Below are 20,921 nucleotides of genomic sequence, written 5' to 3' on the forward strand. Positions count from 1 at the left end.
ACCATCCAGCGCCTGCCGCTGTAGGAGTGAGCCTGCTCGCGATAGCGGTTTAACATTCAACATATGTGTGCCTGCCAGCCCGCTATCGCGAGCAGGCTCACTCCTACATTGATATGTGTGTTTTCTCCCTCCTTTCTGCATTCGCAGGCCGTTCAAGCTCCTTTTCTTAGAAGCATTTGCGTCGAATCCGACCAAACAACCACGCTTTTCCTACTGATGGCTACACTCCTGAGAAGCTCGCCCACGCACCATTCGGCCGTCGCAAGGAGGCTTGATGAATGATGAACTGCAACACCTGAAGAATCTTGGCAAGACGTCGGCGCAATGGCTGCATGCCGTGGGCATCCACAGCGCCTCGGACTTGCGTCGCCTGGGCGCGGTGGACGCCTACCGGGCCGTGCGTACCCGCGGGTTTCGCGCATCGAAGGTGTTGTTGTATGCGATCGAAGGCGCGCTGATGGACGTGCACTGGAACGACATCCCCGCCGAACGCAAGGACGCCCTGAACAAACAGCTCGAAGCCATTTCCTCGCGCCACAAGAACTGAACGGACGCTGACCGTCATGTATTTGCTGGGGGAACAATCGGCATACGCCGATGCACTGATCAATCGCCTACAGAGTTTGCCCGCGCAGTGGCTGCTCGGCCTGGCGCCGTGCGGGCCGGATCTGCAACTGGACGCGACGGATGATTTGCTCGCGCAGTTACCCGGCGATCAGTTGTTTCTATTGGCTGAAGGTGTGATCAACGGCTGCATCGCTGCCCGTCCGCTGTTTTATTGGCAAGAGGGCGACCTGATCGGCCTGCAGCGTGGCAATGAATGGGACGATTGCCGCCTGTACAGTGACGGGCCACTGCGCTTGACGCCTTACCGACGCCATGAGGTGTTTCAGCATCTGTACGCCGACGCCGGCCGGGCGGATCAATTTCTTGCATATCTGCTGGGGCAAATGGCAATTCTCGCCCACACCGTCGCCGAGCTGAAACCACGCGAGTTTCGCAGCACCAATGGTTTCAAGCGGGTTGAGGCCGGGGAAATTCTGATCAAGCAGGGCGACGTCGCCGATCATGTGTTCGTGATCATCGACGGCCATGCCGAGGCCTTTGTCGAAGGGCACAAGGTCGGTGATGTGCCCAAGGACGAGATATTTGGTGCCATGGCAGTTTTCACCGGCGAACCGCGCAATGCCACGGTCATCGCCCGAGAAGCGAGCACAGTGATGCTGATTCCCGGTGAGCAGTTTTTGAGCATGACCCGCACCAATCCGAAGATTGCCCACAGCCTGATCGAAAGCATGGCGCGGCGTATCGGCCAACTGAATAAACAAGTCAGCCAAATGACCGAAATCAGAAGTTAATGCCCAGCCCCCTGTTTTCGGGGCATGCCGGCCATTTTCGAGTCTGAATCAAAGAAATGAGAAAACAGTTGTTGACGTGGTAATGAGAATCGCTATGATTATCACAACTGGTCGCGAGATCAGTCGATATTCTGAAAAGCCCTTGGTTCGGACTCTCAGATTATCTCCTCATCAGGCTAATCACGGTTATTTGACCCGGTTTTTTACCGGGTCTTTTTTTGCCTGTGGAAAAGTCATTTGCCGAATTGTTCACGCATCTGTTCGCAGTAATCCTGCTTGGGCGTCGGGGCGGTGTACCAGACGTAATCGGCCATCGCGGCAGTCACCGCTGCGCCCCGCTCTGCCAGCATCAACACCGTTGGCGCTTGAGTGGCGCCCAGATCCACGACATGCAACGGCACCCCGACATCCTTGCGCGCATGCCACGCCCCAGCCAACAAGATCGAAGGCGTGGGCGCCGCGAGCATGCGCTCAGCCATGCGTCGGTCACGCTGCTGCTGCAAGGCCAGCATCGCGGGCATCTGTGCTGCGGGCAGCAGTCCGCAATGGGATTCACTGATCTGCGCCAGCAACGTGCTTTTCACCGACGCCGCATTACTGCGCGCACCGCTCAGCACCGGCGGGTTGCGGTAGAAGGTACGGATTTCACTGTTTTCAAGATTGGCCGCCAGCAGCGGATACGGCTGGCTGAGAGCAAAGCGCACGATCGGCCCATAGAGATTCCAGTCCCAGCCATCCTGCCAGGTCAGCGCCTCTGAAAGATTGGCGGACGGCGACGTTGCCTGGCGAACGGCATCTACCTTGGGCTGCTGATCCGGCGTGAGCATTTCCAGCAACAGACTGCCCTGCGGCCGTTGCTCGCCGAGCGACTGCAACAGCCACAATTGCGCGGCGTGATGATCAGCATTGTCATGCTGCTCGCCAATGATCAGTCGCTCGGGTCCAGCAAGGCGTTTCACCAGTTGCTGCGCCGTCAGCTCCTCACCGCTGCGCAGGTCACGAATCTGGCCACTGATCGGCGGTGGCGCAACAACATGCTGACACCCCGCAAGCAACACCACTGCCAACAGCCACAACCCACGCATGCCATCACCTCGATGATTCAGTCAGCGGGCAATGATCAGCGGATGCCCGCGCTCCGGGTGCGGCTGCACCAACACTTCAAGACCGAACACAGCCTTCAGCGAGTCCGGCCGCAACACCTGCTCCGGGGTGTCCAGCGCTACCGGACGCCCGCCTTCGAGCAGCAGAATACGATCACAATAGCGCGCCGCCAGATTCAGATCATGCAGGATCACCAGCACCGCCGCGCCGCGATCGGCAAACTCACGCACCGCTTGCAGCGTGGTGTGTTGATGCAACGGATCAAGCATCGACGTCGGTTCGTCCAGCAGCAACGTTTGCCCGGCTTGTCCCGGCCAGAGCTGCGCCAACACCCGCGCCAGATGCACGCGCTGGCGCTCGCCACCGGACAACGCCAGATAACTGCGACCGCTTAAATGCCCGGCATCCGCCGCCGCCAACGCTGCGGCGATGATTTCGTCATCACGCACGCGACCGCTTTGATAGGGCAGGCGGCCCATGCCGACCACTTCTTCGACACGAAAGGCAAAGTCCAGGGTCGACACTTGAGGCAACACAGCCAAGCGTTGCGCGCGCTGCTGTCCGGTCCAGTGACTCAACGCTTGCCCGTCGAGCGAAACGCCGCCCGCGCTGGGCGCCAACTCACCGCACAGCGCACCGAGCAAGGTACTTTTGCCGGCACCGTTCGGCCCGAGTACGCCGAGCACTTCGCCCGGTTCGAGTTGCAGCGTGACATCGCCGAGCACTGTCTTGCGCCCGCGCTGAATGTGCAGATCTTGCGCACGCAGCATCAGGCACGTCCTCGCAACAGCAGAAATAGAAAGAACGGCGCACCGATAAACGCGGTGACAATACCGATCGGCAACTCGGCAGGCGCCAACGCCAACCGCGCGACCAGGTCAGCCAAGAGCAAAAGGCTCGCCCCCGCCAGCACCGATGCCGGCAGCAAGACTTTGTGATCCGGGCCCGCCAGCAAACGCACCAGATGCGGCACCACCAAACCAACGAAGCCGATCATTCCCGCTGCTGCCACCGCAGCGCCGACACCCAGCGCGGTGCAAAACACCAACTCGCGCTTGAGCCGTTCGACATCGATGCCCAGATGCCCGGCTTCCGACTCACCTAGCAGCAAGGCATTCAGCGCCTTGGCCCGACGAGGCAACCATAACGCGACACCGGCGCTGATGATCAGCAACGGCCACAACCGTGCGTAACTGGCGCCATTGAGGCTGCCGAGGTTCCAGAACGTCAGCGTCCGCAGGGTCGCGTCATCTGCCAGATAAGTGAACAGGCCGACGGCCGAACCGGCCAGCGCGGTCAGCGCGATACCCGCCAGCAACATGGTCGCGACATTGGTCTGGCCATTGCGCCGACCGAGTCGATAGACCAGTGCCGTGACCCCGAGCCCGCCGAGAAACGCGCAGACCGACAACAGATAAGGCCCGAACCACTCCGGCAAACCGCCAAAAAACGAGCCACCGACAATCGCGATCGCCGCACCCAACGCTGCGCCACTGGAAACACCCACCAGTCCGGGGTCTGCCAAGGGGTTACGAAACAATCCCTGCATCGCCACCCCAGACAATGCCAGCACACCGCCGACCGCCAGCCCGAGCAAGGTACGCGGCAGACGAATCTGCCCGAGAATCAGCTCGGCCTGCTCCAGCCCTTCTGGCGCCAGCGGTACACCGAGCATGCGCAACGCTGCGCGCAACGTATCGATCAGCGGCAGGCTCACCGGCCCCAGCGCTAATGACAGCCAGATCGCCAGCAAACACAGGAGCGTCAGGCCGATGAACAAGGCACGGGGTTTGACCAGTGTGGTCATTGGCCGCTCTGGGCCGGGTAGAAACCGTCAGACAGGGTTTTCAGCGCCGCAGGCAAACGTGGCCCGAGGCCGCCGACCAGCAGGGTCGGGTCCAGCTCGAGCACCCGGCCTGCTTTGGCGGCGCGGCTTGAATCGAGAATCGGGTTTTCCTTGAACAGCGCGGCTTTCGCCGCCTCACCGGTCAGCGCACGGTCGGCAAATACCAACACTTCAGGGTCGAGACTGGCCAGAGATTCCACGGAAAAAGGTTTGTAACCGGTATGCGTCGCCAGGTTATGCCCACCCGCCTGTTGCAGCAGCCAATCGGCGGCGGTGTCCTTACCGGCAATCAACGGTTTGCCGCCAGCATGTCCGAGCAATAAAAGCACGCCTGGCGCTTTCTGTTGGGTCTGCGCATCGGTCACTCGTGCTTGCTGCGCATCGAGTTGTTGTTGATAACGTTGCAGCAGTTGCGCAGCCTGTGGCTCGGCGCCCAGCAACTGGCCCAAGTGAGTCACGTTTTTCTGCAGCGTCGGCAGATCCGGCTGCGCCGAGAACAACTCCACCTGAACCTTGGCCGCTTTCACCTGCGACAGCACCGGCGGCGGGCCCATTTCCTCGGTGCCGATCAGGATGTCCGGGCGCAGACTGAGAATGCCTTCAGCGGAAAGACTGCGCTGATATCCGATGCTCGGCAGCGCCTTCAGCGACTCGGGATGCTGGCTGGTGGTGTCGACACCGACCAGCTTCGACTCGCCCCCCAAGGCACTCACCCACTCCGACAGCGCACCGCCGGCACTGACCCAACGTTGCGGCAAATCAGCCGCTGCCGCCTGGTGACTGACGAAAAGTCCGGCACACAGCACAGCAACGCGGGTACTCAGGCGCATATCCAGCTTCCTTGAATAAGGTTTTTCCCGGGCGTCAGAATGACAGGCCAAGTATCCTCGGCATCTGCCAGCCGCCCTGCGGACGAAGGCCGTCATTTGATAATTGTTTGCATTTAAACGTCAAGCTCGGACATATCCGGACACGAGCGGACACTAGAGGATAGTCATGAAGTTTCTCTGCGCAGGCGCCGATCTGGCTGAAGCCGCCAGTCGTGGTTTTGAAGTCGACGGGAAAAAGCTCTTCGCCGTGCGCCGCAGCGGCCAGGCCTATGTTTACCTCAATCGCTGCCCGCACCGCGGCGTCGGGCTGGAATGGCAGCCCGACCAGTTTCTTGACCCCAGCAACAGCCTGATCCAGTGCGCCACCCACGGCGCACTGTTTCTCATCGAGGACGGCGAATGCGTGGCCGGGCCTTGCGCCGGGCAGTCACTCACCGCCATCCCCTGCCGCGAAGACGCGCAAGGCCTGTGGATCAACGTTTAACCGTTGAGCAAGACGTCGAGACGCCGGTCGATGACCATTTCTTCATGGTTCAAACGCACGCCGTACGCCAGCACCTCAACGCCACAGGCAACGGCTTCGAGAAGCGCATCGGCGTACGCCGAATCGATTTCCTTCGCAGGCCGCACCGCTTCAATCCCGCTCAGATTGACGCAATACAACTGCACCGCCCGAATCCCGTCGCGAGCCAAATGCGCCAGCTCACGCAAATGCTTGGCGCCACGCTGGGTCACGGCATCCGGAAACGCCGCCACCGCCGTGCCATCGAAGCCCAGGGTGACGCTTTTCACTTCCACATACGCCGGGCCGCTCGGGTATTCGAGGCGGAAATCGATACGGCTTTTTTCCTGCCCATAGGCGACTTCTCGCTTCAACGCGGTAAAGCCGTTCAACTCGCTGATCACGCCAGCCTGCAAGGCTTCCTCGACCAACCCGTTGGCGCGTCCGGTGTTCACACAAAACAGCCGCCCTTGCAGGGTTTCGCCGATCTCCCAAGTGCCGGGCAATTTGCGCTTGGGATCGTTGGAGCGGCTGAACCAGACCTGCCCGCCCTCGACCTGACAATTGAGCATGGAGCCGGTGTTCGGGCAGTGAATCGTCAGCAACTCGCCGCTAACGGTCTCGATATCGGCGAGAAAGCGTTTGTATCGACGAATCAACCGCGCTTCTTCAAGAGGGGGATAAAAGCGCATCAGCCTTGCCAACTCTTCAAGCCACGCGCGATGCGCTCCACCGCTTCTTGTAAGCGAGGGAGGTTCTGCGTGTAGGCAAAACGCACATGATGACTGGCTTGATAACGACCAAAATCCAGCCCCGGCGTAAAAGCGACGTGCTCGGTTTCGAGGAAATGACGGCAGAACGCGAAGCCATCGCCGCCGAACTGGCTGATATCGGCGTACAAATAGAACGCGCCTTCCGGCTCCACGGCAATGTTGAATCCGAGCTCGCGCAGGGCGGGCAGCAGGAAGTCGCGACGACGACCAAATTCAGCGCGACGCTCCTCCAGAATGGCGATGGTGTCCGGCTCGAAGCACGCCAATGCAGCGTATTGCGCCATGCTCGGGGCGCTGATGTAGAGATTTTGCGCGAGCTTCTCCAGATCACTCACCGCCGCTTCCGGTGCGACCAGCCAGCCCAGGCGCCAGCCGGTCATGCCGAAGTACTTGGAGAAACTGTTCAGGACAAAAGCGCTGTCATCGACTTCCAGCACGCTGGCGGCATCGGTGCCGTAAGTCAGACCGTGATAGATCTCATCCACCACCAGATGCCCGTGTTTCGCCTTGATGGCTGTGGATAACCCGGCCAGCTCATCGCGGGTCAGGATCGTTCCGGTCGGGTTGGCCGGCGAGGCAACCAGCGCGCCGACGCTGTCGTGGTCCCAATGACGCTCGACCAGATCCGGGGTCAGTTGATAGCGCACGTCCGGCCCGACCGGCACCAACTGTGCCGCGCCCTCGACCAATCGCAGGAAGTGCCGGTTGCACGGATAGCCTGGGTCCGCCAACAGCCAGTGTTTGCCGGGGTCGACCAGCAACGCACTGGCCAGCAACAGCGCACCAGAACCACCCGGCGTGATCAGAATCCGCCGCGGATCAATGTTCAAGCCGTAACGCGATTGGTAAAAACCGGCGATCGCCTCGCGCAACTCGGGAATCCCGCGCGCTGCGGTGTAACGGGTCTTGCCCGCCGTCAGCGCCGCTTGCCCGGCCCGAATGATCGGTTCGGCCGTGGTGAAGTCCGGCTCGCCGATCTCCAGATGGATCACGTCGTGGCCTTCAGCCTGCAATTCATTGGCCCGCGCCAGCAGCGCCATTACATGGAACGGTTCGATCGCACGACTGCGCGCACTGTACGGCTGAGCCATTGGTTTTCCTTCGAAGGGGAAAAAGAGACGATTCTACCCATCTGCCGGAACGAGCGAGAACCCGCAGCGGTCACAGCCTCAAGAACGCTGGACTGTAACGATATGAGCGTACGCTCCAGGATTGACTAAAATCAGTGATTGAACAGGTCTCCAACACCGCCAGACACGGCTTGTCAGACTTTTGCAAGCGCCACCCGCCGGGGCCTCGACATCCGGGAGTAGCGCAGGCTGAATTGATCTGGTAAGTTCGCCCGCTTGCAGCCGCAGGGCCGGCAGGTGTCGGTGATGGAGCAATCCTGCGCAATGGATTACAAGAGTAGAGGCGGTCCATTTCATGCCCACCCAAGCAAAGCAACAGCAGAATCAGACGATCAGCGGTTTCGAACCTTATGTTCCGGCGAAAGGTGAAGAGTACATGGGCGCCCCGATGCGCGCGCACTTCACCAAGGTCCTGAACAAGTGGAAACAGGAGTTGATGCAGGAAGTCGACCGCACCGTTGACCACATGAAGGACGAAGCTGCCAATTTCCCGGACCCGGCCGACCGTGCCAGCCAGGAAGAAGAATTCGCCCTCGAGCTGCGCGCCCGCGACCGCGAACGCAAGCTGATCAAGAAAATCGACAAGACGCTGCAACTGATCGAAGACGAAGAGTACGGTTGGTGCGATTCGTGCGGCGTCGAGATTGGTGTGAAACGCCTTGAAGCACGCCCTACAGCCGACATGTGCGTCGACTGCAAGACCCTGGCGGAAATCAAGGAAAAGCAGGTCGGCAAGTAATCTCGACCTGAACGAAAAACGGAGCGTGCGAACGCTCCGTTTTTGTTTCTGTCTTTTGCCTTTGCCTTTGCCTTTTGTAGGAGTGAGCCTGCTCGCGATAGCGGTGGGTCGGTCAATATCGGTGTTGAATGTCGCACCGCTATCGCGAGCAGGCTCACTCCTACAGGTTGACCTGCGTATAGCCTGAAAAGTAGCTTCGTTTCCATGACTGCCAAAAAATCCCCCGCCTACATCGGCCGCTTCGCCCCGACCCCCAGTGGCCACCTGCACTTCGGCTCGCTGGTCGCCGCCCTCGCCTCTTACCTCGACGCCCGTTCGGTCGGCGGTCGCTGGCTGGTGCGCATGGAAGATCTCGATCCGCCCCGTGAAGAACCCGGTGCGCAAACCGCGATTCTCAAGGCGCTGGAAAGCTACGGCTTCGAATGGGACGGCGACATGGTGCGCCAGAGCGATCGGCACGATGCCTACGCCGACGTCCTCAATAGCCTGTTCAATCACGGCCTGGCCTACGCCTGTACCTGCTCGCGCAAACAGCTCGAAGCGTACAACGGCATTTATCCGGGCCTGTGCCGTAATCTCGGCCACGCTCAGCAAGACGCCGCCATTCGCCTGCGCGTGCCGGAACTGGAATACCACTTCATCGACCGCGTGCAAGGCGAATACCGTCAGCATCTGGGCCGCGACGTCGGCGATTTCGTCATCCGCCGTCGCGACGGCCTCTATGCTTATCAACTGGCCGTGGTGCTCGATGATGCCTGGCAAGGCATCACCGACATCGTTCGTGGTGCCGATCTGCTCGACTCGACACCGCGTCAGCTCTACCTGCAAGAGCTGCTGGGCCTGCGCCAACCGCGCTATCTGCACCTGCCGCTAATTACCCAACCGGACGGCAACAAGCTCGGCAAGTCATACCGTTCGCCACCGCTGGAAGCCGATCAGGCCACGCCGTTGTTACTCAGAGCCCTGCGCGCTCTGGGGCAGAACCCCGGCGCCGAACTGGCCCACGCTTCGCCGCAAGAATTACTGGCGTGGGGTTGCCTGCACTGGGATGCGACAAAGATCCCGCGCACACTGACCTTGCCCGAAGCGCAACTGCTATGACGCCACTTGCAGTCGCGCGCCCATCCGTTACCATCGCCGCACGTTTTCGGGCACGCGCATAAAAAAGAGAGGCCGGGATGTACATCTATCGCTTGGTCCTGCTTTTAGTCGTCGGGATCTATCTGTTTTCCCCCGCCATCATGGATTGGTGGATCGACGCGACGGGCGCCTGGTATCGCCCTTATCTGCTTTGGCTGATCCTGATTGTTGTGACCTTCATCCTGCAGAGCCAAAAAGATGCCGATGAGCTTTAGCCTGACCCAGATGATCCTGATCAGCGCCGCGTACCTGGCGGTGCTGTTCGGCGTTGCATGGGTCAGTGAACGGGGCATGATCCCGCGTGCGATCATTCGCCACCCGCTGACTTACACTTTGTCGCTGGGGGTTTACGCCAGTGCGTGGGCGTTCTACGGCACGGTGGGCCTCGCGTATCAGTACGGCTACGGTTTTCTCTCCAGTTACCTCGGCGTTTCCGGCGCATTTCTGCTGGCGCCGGTGCTGCTTTATCCAATTCTGAAGATCACCCGCACCTACCAACTGTCATCGCTGGCGGACCTGTTCGCCTTTCGCTTTCGCAGCACCTGGGCCGGCGCGCTGACCACGATCTTCATGCTGATTGGCGTGTTGCCGTTGCTGGCGTTGCAGATTCAAGCGGTGGCCGATTCCATCGGCATCCTCACCGGCGAACCGGTGCAGAGCCGTGTAGCACTGGCGTTCTGTGCGCTGATCATTCTGTTCACGATTTTCTTCGGCTCCCGCCACATCGCCACCCGCGAGAAACACGAAGGGCTGGTGTTCGCGATTGCCTTTGAATCGGTGATCAAACTGATCGCCCTCGGCGGCGTCGGTCTGTATGCGCTGTACGGCGTGTTCGACGGCCCGCAACAACTTGAGGTGTGGCTGCTGCAAAACCAGACCGCCCTCGCCGCGTTGCACACGCCATTGCAGGAAGGCCCATGGCGCACGCTGCTGCTGGTGTTTTTTGCCTCGGCAATCGTGATGCCGCACATGTATCACATGACGTTTACCGAGAACCTCAATCCGCGCTCACTGGTCAGTGCGAGCTGGGGTTTGCCGCTGTTCCTGCTGCTGATGAGCCTGGCGGTGCCGCTGATCTTGTGGGCCGGCCTGAAACTGGGCGCCACGACCAATCCGGAATATTTCACCCTCGGCATCGGCATCGCCGCCAACAGCAAGCCGCTGGCGTTGCTCGCCTACGTCGGCGGTCTATCGGCGGCCAGCGGCCTGATCATCGTCACCACGCTGGCGCTGTCGGGCATGGCGCTGAACCACCTGGTGCTGCCGCTTTATCAGCCGCCGGCTGAAGGCAATATCTACCGTTGGCTGAAGTGGACGCGCCGCGCGCTGATCGTCGCGATCATCATGGCCGGTTTCGGTTTCTACCTGATGCTTGGCGCCGAGCAGGATCTGGCCAACCTCGGCATTGTTGCTTTCGTGGCGACCCTGCAATTCCTCCCGGGCGTGCTGTCCGTACTGTACTGGCCAACCGCTAACCGCCGAGGCTTTATCGCCGGTCTGCTGGCGGGGATTCTGGTTTGGGTGGTGACCATGCTGTTGCCGCTGGTCGGCAATCTGCAGGGCTTCTACATCCCGCTGCTGAACATGATTTACGTGCTCGACGACACCAGCTGGCACATGGCGGCCATCGCCTCGCTCGCCGCCAACGTATTGATGTTCACGCTGATCTCGCTGTTCACCAATGCCAGTCCGGAAGAAGCCAGCGCCGCCGAAGCCTGCGCCGTGGATAACGTCCGTCGCCCGCAGCGCCGCGAACTGCACGCAGCCTCCCCGCAGGAGTTCGCCACACAACTGGCCAAACCGCTGGGCGCCAAGGCTGCGCAGAAAGAAGTCGAACAAGCGCTGCGAGACCTTTATCTGCCCTTCGACGAACGCCGCCCTTACGCCTTGCGCCGTTTGCGCGACCGCATCGAAGCCAACCTCTCCGGCCTGATGGGCCCGAGCGTCGCGCAGGACATGGTGGAAACCTTCCTGCCGTACAAGGCTGGCGGTGAAAACTATGTCACCGAAGACATCCACTTCATCGAAAGCCGCCTCGAGGATTACCACTCGCGCCTCACCGGTCTGGCGGCCGAACTCGATGCTTTGCGCCGTTACCATCGCCAGACCTTGCAGGAACTGCCGATGGGCGTCTGCTCGCTGGCCAAGGATCAAGAGATCCTGATGTGGAACAAGGCCATGGAAGAACTCACCGGGATTGCCGCGCAACGTGTGGTCGGTTCGCGCCTGAGCACCATCGGCGAGCCGTGGAAAGAATTGCTCCAGGGCTTCATCAATCTGCCCGACGAGCATTTGCACAAACAGCATCTGGCCCTCGACGGCCAGACCCGCTGGTTGAACCTGCACAAAGCGGCCATCGATGAGCCGCTTGCTCCGGGTAACAGCGGTCTGGTGTTACTGGTCGAGGACTTGACCGAAACGCAGATGCTCGAAGACAAACTGGTGCACTCCGAGCGTCTGGCCAGCATTGGTCGACTCGCGGCGGGTGTCGCCCACGAAATCGGCAACCCGGTCACCGGCATCGCCTGTCTGGCGCAAAACCTGCGCGAAGAGCGCGAAGAAGACGACGAACTGACGGAAATCAGCGGGCAGATTCTCGAACAGACCAAACGCATATCGCGCATCGTCCAGTCGTTGATGAGTTTCGCCCACGCCGGCAGCCATCAGCACAGTGACGAGCCGGTTTGTCTGGCGGAAGTGGCGCAGGACGCGATTGGCCTGCTGGCGCTGAACCGACGCAATTTCGAAGTGCAGTTCTACAACCTGTGCGATCCGGATCACTGGGTCGAAGGCGATCCGCAGCGACTCGCGCAGGTTTTGATCAATTTGCTTTCAAACGCCCGCGACGCCTCGCCGCCGCACAGCGCGGTACGGGTCAAGAGCGAAGCCGGCGAACACACGGTCGATCTGATCGTCGAGGACGAAGGCAGCGGTATTCCGAAGAACATCATGGATAGATTGTTCGAACCCTTCTTCACCACCAAGGATCCTGGCGAAGGCACCGGTCTGGGCCTTGCACTGGTCTATTCCATCGTTGAAGAGCATTATGGACAAATCACCATCGACAGCCCGGCTGATGTACAAAGCCAACGCGGCACCCGTATCCGGGTGACCTTACCGCGTCATGTCGAAGCGACGTCCGCTGTGAACTGAGACCGTCGAGAGTATCGAATCAATGCCGCACATTTTGATCGTCGAAGACGAAACAATTATCCGCTCCGCCTTGCGCCGCCTGCTGGAACGTAATCAGTACCAGGTCAGCGAAGCCGGTTCAGTGCAGGAAGCACAAGAACGCTTCACCATTCCTACGTTCGACCTGATCGTCAGCGATCTGCGTTTGCCGGGCGCTCCGGGCACCGAGCTGATCAAGCTCGGCCAGGGCACGCCGGTGCTGATCATGACCAGTTACGCCAGCCTGCGCTCGGCGGTCGACTCGATGAAGATGGGCGCGGTGGACTACATCGCCAAGCCTTTCGACCACGATGAAATGCTCCAGGCTGTCGCGCGGATTCTGCGTGATCGCCAATCGGCTCCCGCTGCCGGCGAAGCAGTTGCCAGCAAACCGGCCAATGGCAGCGGCAAACCCGCCACTGACAACAGCAACGGCGAAATCGGCATCATTGGTTCGTGCCCGCCGATGCAGGATCTGTACAGCAAGATCCGCAAAGTCGCGCCGACCGATTCCAATGTCCTGATCCAAGGCGAGTCCGGCACCGGTAAAGAACTGGTGGCGCGCGCCCTGCACAATCTGTCGAAACGCGCCAAGGCACCGATGATTTCGGTGAACTGTGCAGCTATCCCGGAAAGCCTGATCGAGTCTGAACTGTTCGGCCACGAGAAAGGTGCGTTCACTGGCGCCAGCGCCGGGCGTGCCGGTCTGGTCGAAGCGGCGGATGGCGGCACCTTGTTCCTCGACGAAATCGGCGAACTGCCGCTGGAAGCTCAGGCCCGCCTGCTGCGCGTGTTGCAGGAAGGTGAAATACGCCGTGTTGGTTCCGTGCAGTCGCAGAAGGTCGATGTGCGCCTGATCGCGGCCACGCACCGGGACCTGAAAAGTCTGGCGAAAATCGGCCAGTTCCGTGAAGACCTTTATTACCGTCTGCACGTGATCGCCCTGAAACTGCCCGCCCTGCGCGAGCGCGGTGCCGACGTCAACGAAATCGCCACGGCTTTCCTCGCTCGCCAGAGCGCGCGCATCAATCGTACCGACCTCAAGTTTGCTGCGGATGCCGAACAGGCCATTCGTCACTATTCCTGGCCGGGTAACGTGCGGGAGTTGGAGAACGCAGTCGAGCGCGCGGTGATTCTTAGCGAAAGCCCGGAAATCTCCGCCGATTTGCTGGGCATCGACATCGAGCTGAGCGATCTGGAAGACGACGAGTTCATCGGTCTGCCGCCGCAAACGGGCGGTAACGCCAGCAACAGCAGCCACGAGCCGACCGAAGACCTGTCGCTGGAAGACTATTTCCAGCACTTCGTCCTAGAACATCAAGACCACATGACCGAGACCGAACTGGCGCGCAAATTGGGCGTCAGCCGTAAATGTCTGTGGGAGCGTCGTCAGCGTCTGGGCATTCCACGGCGCAAGACCGGGGTCGCCAGCGAGAGCTGAACGTTACCTGTCGAGTGCGCGGGTAACGGTTGAGGATGTGAAAAAACTGTTACCGCAGTCGATTCACGTAACAGAAGCCGGGGTTATCGGTAACGAAACCCCGGTTTTTTTTCGCCCCGACAAAACGGTTATATCGACCTAACCCCTTGTTTTATTGGGTTTCGCAAAAGTTGGCACGCCCCCTGCTATATGTTTGGTACAAGAACAATAACAAGCAATGCACAAGACAATAATAATAAGACGAATCGACTCACGCACAATAAAAACAAGACGGCGAGAGGCGCAGCTAACTGATTCTTTTGGAGAGGCGTTGTATTTGGGGCTTGCCCCACGACCAGACCGAGAACAACAAAAACTGTCCTAAGACAGAGCCTGTACTGGTTGGATCGTAAGATCACTGCAATTCAGCGACCAAAGCAATCCGTTTGCTCTTGGCTCCCGATTGGGAGGGTCACGAAGGAAACGCTTCGTGGCGAGGGCACTCAACAAAAACAAGAAGCCCGAATCAATAATAAAAAGAGCACGCAACTACTTCTTGGGGAGCTTCGGCTCCCCTTGTAGTTTCTCCCTCCCGGCAAAATCCCCTGTTTTTATCGCGCGCGACGCCTGTAGCCTGCGGCTTGCAGCTCAAATCTGCCGTGTCCTACACCATCCCCCGACTAAATGCTAGAATCTGCGCCCATCATGCGGTCATTCTTTGGTATGGCCGAACATTCCTTCAAACAGTGCATCCCATGCTGAAGAAGTTGTTCCAGTCATTCCGAACTCCCGTGCGTCGTACGCAACACATCCGCAGCACCCCTGAAGTGCTCAACAGCGGTCAACATTCGCTGCAGAAAACGCAGTTCAGCCGCTATGCGGTGAATATCGTCGAACGCCTGCAAGGTGCCGGTTACCAGGCTTATCTGGTCGGCGGTTGCGTGCGTGACATGCTGCTGGGCATCACGCCCAAGGATTTCGACGTCGCCACCAGCGCCACGCCCGAGCAAGTCCGTGCCGAATTCCGCAATGCGCGGATCATCGGCCGTCGCTTCAAACTGGTGCATATCCATTTCGGTCGCGAAATCATTGAAGTCGCGACCTTCCGCGCCAATCACCCGGTCAACGAAGACGACGAAGACAGCAATCAGTCTTCGCGTAACGAGAGCGGGCGGATTCTGCGCGACAACGTTTACGGCACCCTGGAAGAAGACGCGCAACGCCGCGACTTCACCATCAACGCCCTGTATTACGATCCGGTCAGCGAGCGCATCCTCGATTACGCCAACGGCGTACACGACATCCGCAATCACCTGATCCGTCTGATCGGCGATCCGAAGCAGCGCTACCAGGAAGATCCGGTGCGCATGCTGCGGGCCGTGCGTTTCGCCGCCAAGCTCAACTTCGGCATCGAGAAGCACACCGTGCAGCCGATCCGCGAGCTGGCGCCGATGCTGCGCGAGATTCCATCGGCGCGCTTGTTCGAAGAAGTGCTCAAGCTGTTCCTCTCGGGACACGGCGCGATCACCTTCGAAATGCTCGTCGATCTGCAACTGTTCGCCCCGCTGTTCCCGGCCAGTGCCGACGCACTGGAACACAACCCGGAATACACCCACACGCTGATCAGCGAAGCGCTGACCAACACCGACCTGCGCATCAAGCAGAACAAACCGGTGACCCCGGCGTTCCTGTTTGCCGCGCTGCTGTGGCCTGCCCTGCCGGCCCGCGTGTTGCGCTTGCAGGAACGTGGCATGCCGCCAATTCCGGCAATGCAGGAAGGCGCGCACGAGCTGATCGCCGAACAGTGCCAGCGCATTGCGATTCCAAAGCGCTTCACCATGCCGATCCGCGAGATCTGGGACATGCAGGAACGCTTGCCACGCCGCAGCGGCAAACGTGCCGACCTGTTGCTGGACAATCCGCGTTTCCGCGCCGGTTACGACTTCCTGCTGCTGCGTGAAAGCGCTGGCGAGGAGACTGATGGCCTCGGCGAATGGTGGACGGATTATCAGGACGCCAACGAAAGCGAACGCCGCGACATGATCCGCGACCTCAGCGGCAAAGGTGATGACGCCAGCGGCGCGCCACGCAAACGTCGTCGCAGCAGCGGCTCCAAGCGCAAACGCGCCGGTGCCCCGAGCGCTTCGACAGGCGAGTAAAGGCATGGAACGCATCTACATCGGCATGGGCAGCAACCTCGCTGACCCGGCCGAACAATTGCGCATCGCCGTCGAGGCGCTGGGGCAATTGCCGCAGACTTCCCTCGCCGGTGTTTCAGCTTTCTATCAAAGCGATTCCCTGTTGCCGGGCCAACCGCGTTACACCAACGCGGTGGCGGCGCTCGACAGCACGCTCGCCCCACTGGAATTGCTCGATGCGTTGCAAGCGATCGAGAATGATCAGGGCCGCGAACGCCTTGAGCGCTGGGGTCCGCGCACGCTGGATCTGGACATTCTGCTGTTCGGTGATCGACTGATCGACGAACCACGGCTGAAAGTCCCGCACTACCAGATTCAGGAACGCGCCTTCGTGTTGTATCCCCTCGCCGAACTGGCGCCGCCGGCTCTTCATCTGCCGGATGGCCGCACCCTCGCCGACATGCTCGCCGCCTGCCCGTTCGTCGGCCTCGAACGCCTCCCTCACCCCTGAAGCAAATCCCCCTGTAGGAGCTGCCGAAGGCTGCGATCTTTTGATCTTGCTCTTGTTATTAAAACCCCAAGGATCAAAAGATCGCAGCCTTCGGCAGCTCCTACATGGATAGCGTGCGACATCGCTATTTTTGTCGGACAAAAATTCTGTAATTCAACCCCGCTACGGCGCTGAATCGCATCAGTAACGCCGGTAACACTCCCCTCGTAACATTGCGGTAACACACGCAATTGACTTCCGCTTGGCTCATCACGACTATAGGCGTCCCGCTGCCGCCAACCCGGCACACACGGGCGCAAGCCAGGCCTTATAAGCACGACAAAAGACCGTGCGCCTGAGTAGATGACGAATCACGCGCGTTACTCGCAGTAGTTTCCAGAGCGCCTGAACGAGGATTTTTTACATGCCAGCCATCACCCTGACCACGCTCCAGAGCCTCAAGCAGAAAGGTGAAAAAATCACCATGCTGACCTGCTATGACGCGACCTTCGCCCACGCCTGTAATGAGGCCGGTGTTGAAGTGCTGCTGGTGGGCGACTCCCTCGGCATGGTCCTGCAAGGTCACGACAGCACGCTGCCGGTGACCACCGCAGAAATGGCCTACCACACCGCCTGCGTCAAACGCGGCAACAGCGACGCGTTGATCCTTGCCGATCTGCCGTTCATGGCCAACGCCACCCTCGAACAAACCATGAACAACAGCGCCATGCTGATGCAGGCCGGTGCGCACATGGTCAAGGTCGAAGGTCAGCTGTGGCTCGCGGAGTCGATCCGTCTGCTCGCCGAACGCGGTGTGCCAGTGTGCGCGCACATGGGCTTGACCCCGCAAGCGGTGAACATTCTCGGTGGCTATAAAGTGCAGGGCCGTAACGAGAACCAGGCGCGGCAGATGCGTGCCGACGCGATCTCGCTGGAGCAGGCTGGCGCGGCGATGCTGCTGCTGGAATGCGTACCGAGCGAACTGGCGGCCGAAATCAGCCAGGCCGTGAAGATTCCGGTCATTGGCATCGGCGCCGGTAACGCCACCGACGGTCAAGTGCTGGTGCTGCACGACATGCTCGGCCTGTCGATCACCGGCCGCGTACCGAAATTCGTCAAGAACTTCATGCACGGCCAGGACAGCATTCAGTCCGCGCTGAAGGCTTACGTCAGCGAAGTCAAAGCCACCACGTTCCCAGGCATCGAACACGGATTCTCGGCATGAATACTGTTAAAACCGTACGCGAGCTGCGCGCCGCTGTAGCCCGCGCCCGCAGTGAAGGCAAGCGTATCGGCTTCGTGCCGACCATGGGCAACCTGCACAGCGGTCACGTCGCGCTGGTGACCAAAGCCACGCAACGCGTGGATTTTGTGGTCGCGAGCATTTTCGTCAACCCGCTGCAGTTCGGCGCTGGCGAAGATCTCGACAAGTATCCGCGCACCCTCGCCGCCGATCAGGAAAAACTGCTGGAGGCCGGTTGCTCGCTATTGTTCGCACCGACGGTCGAAGAAATGTACCCCGACGGCATGGCCGGGCAGACTCGCGTCAGCGTGCCGCAACTTTCTCAAGGCCTGTGCGGCGCCAGCCGTCCGGGGCACTTCGAAGGTGTCGCGACCGTGGTCAGCAAACTGTTCAACATGGTCCAGCCGGATCTGGCGATTTTCGGCCAGAAGGATTACCAGCAACTGGCGGTGATCCGTGCGCTGGTGCATGACCTGAACATGCCGATCCAGATCATCGGCGAGCCGACCGTACGCGCCGCCGACGGCTTGGCACTGTCCTCGCGCAATGGTTTCCTCAGCGAAGAACAACGCGCGGTGGCGCCGGTGGTCTATCGCGCCCTGAGCAACATCGCCGAGTCGATCAAACAAGGCGAACGGGATTTCCCGGCACTGATCAGCGCTCAGGCGCAACAACTGGAGGCGGCTGGGTTGCGTCCGGATTACCTGGAAATCCGCCATGCCCTGACCTTGCGTCCGGCGACGGCTGAAGACCGCGACCTGGTGATTCTGGTGGCGGCATTCCTTGGCACCACACGGTTGATCGACAACCTGCACCTGAATCTCGATAGCCCGGTTTAACAGCAAAATCAAAAGATCGCAGCCTGCGGCAGCTCCTACATAACCCGGTAGGAGCTGCCGCAGGCTGCGATCTTTTGCGTTGTATTGCCGCTCATAAAGCCTTCGGGCACACTGCCGGCCGTTCGATTCCAGCCCGGGAGGTTCAGCTTGCCTCAGTGCCCCCTCCCCTCCGTTTGTCGGCCATTCCCGGTATTAATGTTAAAAAAGTACAGGGATCTGGTCAGACAAAGTCAAGACAGATCGCAGCGCGAGGTTTACTGTATTCGCCCTGCGCCAATAAATCGTGTCGACGCAGTTTGACCCCGCGCCTAAACAGGGTGCGCCGGTCTGTTCAGTGTTCAAAAAGCCGTTCAAGTAAAAAGGAAAACCGCAGCGATGGCGTATTACCTCACTCCTAAAGACGTTACCGCTCTGCCCGCCTGGCAAGCGTTGAAAGAACACCGCCAGGCCATGCAGGATTTCAGCATGCGCGAGGCCTTCAATGCCGATCCGCAGCGCTTCAATCAGTTCACCCTCAGCAGCTGCGGCCTGTTTCTCGATTATTCGAAGAATTTGATCAACGCCCAGACCCGCAACCTGCTGGTGGGCCTGGCCAATGAAGTTGATCTGAAAGGCGCGATCAAAGCGCTGTTCGATGGCGAAATCGTCAACACCTCCGAAGGCCGCCCGGCGCTGCACACCGCCCTGCGCCGTCCGGTGGGCGACAAGTTGTCTGTCAACGGCGTCAACGTGATGCCGGAAGTCCACAAGGTGTTGAACCAGATCACCGACCTCGTGGGCCGTATTCACGACGGTCTGTGGCGCGGTTACACCGAGAAGCCGATCACTGACGTGGTCAACATCGGCATCGGTGGCTCGTTCCTCGGCCCTGAACTGGTTTCCGAAGCATTGCTGTCCTACGCGCAGAAAGGCGTGCGTTGCCACTACCTGGCGAACATCGACGGCAGTGAGTTCCACGAGCTGACGCAAAAACTGCGTGCCGAAACCACTTTGTTCATCGTTTCGTCGAAGTCGTTCAACACCCTCGAAACCCTGAAGAATGCGCAGGCCGCACGTGCCTGGTATCTGGCGCAGGGCGGTTCGGAAGCCGAACTGTATCGTCACTTCATCGCCGTCTCGAGCAACAACGCCGCCGCCGTGGCGTTCGGCATCCGCGAAGAAAACATCTTCCCGATGTGGGACTGGGTGGGCGGTCGTTACTCGCTGTGGTCGGCGATCGGTTTGCCAATCGCTCTGGCCATCGGCATGTCCAACTTCAAGGAATTGCTGTCCGGTGCCTACACCATGGACCAGCACTTCCAGACCGCGCCGTTCGAACAGAACATGCCGGTGCTGCTGGCCCTGCTCGGCGTGTGGTACGGCAACTTCTGGGGCGCGCAAAGTCACGCGATCCTGCCGTACGACCATTACCTGCGCAACATCACCAAGCACTTGCAACAGCTGGACATGGAATCCAATGGCAAGAGCGTGCGTCAGGACGGCACCCCGGTGTCGACTGATACCGGCCCGGTGATCTGGGGTGGCGTCGGCTGCAACGGTCAGCACGCTTACCACCAGTTGCTGCACCAAGGTTCACAGTTGATCCCGGCCGATTTCATTGTGCCGATCGTCAGCTTCAACCCGGTCGCCGACCACCATCAGTGGCTGTACGCCAACTGCCTGTCGCAGAGCCAGGCGCTGATGCTCGGCAAGACCTTGCCGGAAGCCGAGCAAGAGTTGCGCGACAAGGGCATGAGCGAAGAGCAGGTGCACAAACTGGCGCCGCACAAGGTGATCCCGGGCAACCGTCCGAGCAACACCCTTGTGGTTGAACGCATCAGCCCGCGCCGTCTCGGCGCACTGGTGGCGATGTATGAACACAAAGTGTTCGTGCAAAGCGTGGTCTGGGGCATCAACGCCTTCGACCAGTGGGGCGTGGAACTGGGCAAGGAACTGGGCAAAGGCGTTTACAACCGTCTGGTGGGCAGCGATGAAACCAATGCTGATGACCCTTCCACCCAGGGCCTGATCAACTACTTCCGCGGTCGTCACCGCGGGTGATAGGCTGAAGGGGCGGTTTGCCTGCCCCTACAGCTTGCAACATCGACAGTTCCACGGCACCGGGCTAATCGCAGAATCGGTGGCGTACACGATCCCGGTAGGAGCTGCCGAAGGCTGCGATCTTTTGATCTTGACCTTAAAAAACAAGATCAAAAGAT

Annotated in this window: 19 protein-coding genes; 13 read left to right on the forward strand and 6 right to left on the reverse strand. The window is 60.0% G+C overall.

Translation table 11 applies throughout. The features are described from left to right. Positions 1 to 274: 274 nt before the first annotated feature. Positions 275 to 547, forward strand: coding sequence for a TfoX/Sxy family protein (locus PMI37_RS11330; protein ID WP_003228231.1), 273 nt, complete (start codon positions 275 to 277; stop codon positions 545 to 547). Positions 548 to 563: 16 nt separating this feature from the next. Next, positions 564 to 1,358, forward strand: a complete 795-nt coding sequence (locus PMI37_RS11335; protein ID WP_008080831.1) for a Crp/Fnr family transcriptional regulator — start codon at positions 564 to 566, stop codon at positions 1,356 to 1,358. Between the two features lie 233 nt (positions 1,359 to 1,591). On the opposite strand, the gene PMI37_RS11340 is transcribed toward PMI37_RS11335, so the two are convergent. From PMI37_RS11340 to PMI37_RS11355, 4 genes are read right to left on the reverse strand one after another with little or no spacing between them, the layout of a single operon-like run. Beyond that, positions 1,592 to 2,443 carry a ChaN family lipoprotein gene (locus PMI37_RS11340; RefSeq protein WP_008080835.1) on the reverse strand — a complete coding sequence of 284 codons (852 nt, stop codon included), beginning with the start codon at positions 2,441 to 2,443 and terminating at the stop codon, positions 1,592 to 1,594. 21 nt (positions 2,444 to 2,464) lie between these two features. Then, the gene (locus PMI37_RS11345) at positions 2,465 to 3,232 is read right to left on the reverse strand and encodes a heme ABC transporter ATP-binding protein (RefSeq protein ID WP_008080838.1); all 768 of its coding nucleotides are present in this window, start codon (positions 3,230 to 3,232) and stop codon (positions 2,465 to 2,467) included. After that, positions 3,232 to 4,215, reverse strand: a complete 984-nt coding sequence (locus PMI37_RS11350) for a FecCD family ABC transporter permease (protein ID WP_177323310.1) — start codon at positions 4,213 to 4,215, stop codon at positions 3,232 to 3,234. Before PMI37_RS11350 ends, PMI37_RS11345 begins: the two co-directional genes overlap by 1 nt. 50 nt (positions 4,216 to 4,265) lie before the next feature. Beyond that, positions 4,266 to 5,138 carry a heme/hemin ABC transporter substrate-binding protein gene (locus tag PMI37_RS11355; RefSeq protein WP_008080841.1) on the reverse strand — a complete coding sequence of 291 codons (873 nt, stop codon included), beginning with the start codon at positions 5,136 to 5,138 and terminating at the stop codon, positions 4,266 to 4,268. A gap of 166 nt (positions 5,139 to 5,304) precedes the next feature. Between PMI37_RS11355 and PMI37_RS11360 the strand changes: the two genes are divergently transcribed. Next, the gene (locus tag PMI37_RS11360; RefSeq protein ID WP_008080843.1) at positions 5,305 to 5,622 is read left to right on the forward strand and encodes a Rieske (2Fe-2S) protein; all 318 of its coding nucleotides are present in this window, start codon (positions 5,305 to 5,307) and stop codon (positions 5,620 to 5,622) included. On the opposite strand, the gene sfsA is transcribed toward PMI37_RS11360, so the two are convergent. Continuing rightward, positions 5,619 to 6,332, reverse strand: coding sequence for a DNA/RNA nuclease SfsA (gene sfsA / locus PMI37_RS11365; RefSeq protein WP_008080845.1), 714 nt, complete (start codon positions 6,330 to 6,332; stop codon positions 5,619 to 5,621). The two genes, PMI37_RS11360 and sfsA, sit on opposite strands and share 4 nt — an antisense overlap. After that, complete coding sequence (locus PMI37_RS11370; protein ID WP_008080847.1) at positions 6,332 to 7,504, reverse strand: pyridoxal phosphate-dependent aminotransferase; 1,173 nt, start codon at positions 7,502 to 7,504, stop codon at positions 6,332 to 6,334. Before PMI37_RS11370 ends, sfsA begins: the two co-directional genes overlap by 1 nt. A 334-nt stretch (positions 7,505 to 7,838) precedes the next feature. Here PMI37_RS11370 and dksA point away from each other — a divergent pair, with 334 nt between their 5' ends. From dksA to pgi, 10 genes are all read left to right on the forward strand, one after another. Next, a complete protein-coding gene (dksA, locus tag PMI37_RS11375) occupies positions 7,839 to 8,282 on the forward strand; it encodes an RNA polymerase-binding protein DksA (protein ID WP_008080850.1) in 444 nt (147 codons plus the stop codon). A 204-nt stretch (positions 8,283 to 8,486) separates the two neighbouring features. Continuing rightward, positions 8,487 to 9,383: a tRNA glutamyl-Q(34) synthetase GluQRS gene (gene gluQRS / locus PMI37_RS11380; RefSeq protein ID WP_008080852.1), complete on the forward strand. Its 897-nt coding sequence runs from the start codon at positions 8,487 to 8,489 to the stop codon at positions 9,381 to 9,383. A gap of 77 nt (positions 9,384 to 9,460) precedes the next feature. Continuing rightward, positions 9,461 to 9,637, forward strand: coding sequence for a hypothetical protein (locus PMI37_RS31670; RefSeq protein ID WP_003176118.1), 177 nt, complete (start codon positions 9,461 to 9,463; stop codon positions 9,635 to 9,637). After that, positions 9,621 to 12,575: a sensor histidine kinase gene (locus tag PMI37_RS11390; protein ID WP_008080855.1), complete on the forward strand. Its 2,955-nt coding sequence runs from the start codon at positions 9,621 to 9,623 to the stop codon at positions 12,573 to 12,575. Before PMI37_RS31670 ends, PMI37_RS11390 begins: the two co-directional genes overlap by 17 nt. 22 nt (positions 12,576 to 12,597) lie before the next feature. Beyond that, positions 12,598 to 14,034 carry a sigma-54-dependent transcriptional regulator gene (locus PMI37_RS11395; RefSeq protein WP_008080856.1) on the forward strand — a complete coding sequence of 479 codons (1,437 nt, stop codon included), beginning with the start codon at positions 12,598 to 12,600 and terminating at the stop codon, positions 14,032 to 14,034. A 734-nt stretch (positions 14,035 to 14,768) separates the two neighbouring features. Beyond that, the gene (locus PMI37_RS11400) at positions 14,769 to 16,172 is read left to right on the forward strand and encodes a polynucleotide adenylyltransferase PcnB (RefSeq protein WP_008080858.1); all 1,404 of its coding nucleotides are present in this window, start codon (positions 14,769 to 14,771) and stop codon (positions 16,170 to 16,172) included. A gap of 4 nt (positions 16,173 to 16,176) precedes the next feature. Further along, positions 16,177 to 16,662: a 2-amino-4-hydroxy-6-hydroxymethyldihydropteridine diphosphokinase gene (gene folK / locus PMI37_RS11405; protein WP_008080860.1), complete on the forward strand. Its 486-nt coding sequence runs from the start codon at positions 16,177 to 16,179 to the stop codon at positions 16,660 to 16,662. A gap of 403 nt (positions 16,663 to 17,065) precedes the next feature. Then, entirely contained in the window at positions 17,066 to 17,866 is an 801-nt protein-coding gene (panB, locus tag PMI37_RS11410; protein WP_008080862.1) for a 3-methyl-2-oxobutanoate hydroxymethyltransferase, read from the forward strand. Continuing rightward, positions 17,863 to 18,723: a pantoate--beta-alanine ligase gene (panC, locus tag PMI37_RS11415; RefSeq protein ID WP_008080864.1), complete on the forward strand. Its 861-nt coding sequence runs from the start codon at positions 17,863 to 17,865 to the stop codon at positions 18,721 to 18,723. Before panB ends, panC begins: the two co-directional genes overlap by 4 nt. 375 nt (positions 18,724 to 19,098) lie before the next feature. Beyond that, the gene (gene pgi, locus PMI37_RS11420) at positions 19,099 to 20,763 is read left to right on the forward strand and encodes a glucose-6-phosphate isomerase (RefSeq protein WP_008080867.1); all 1,665 of its coding nucleotides are present in this window, start codon (positions 19,099 to 19,101) and stop codon (positions 20,761 to 20,763) included. Positions 20,764 to 20,921: the final 158 nt, after the last annotated feature.

The organism is Pseudomonas sp. GM80 (assembly GCF_000282515.1).
GTDB lineage: Bacteria > Pseudomonadota > Gammaproteobacteria > Pseudomonadales > Pseudomonadaceae > Aquipseudomonas.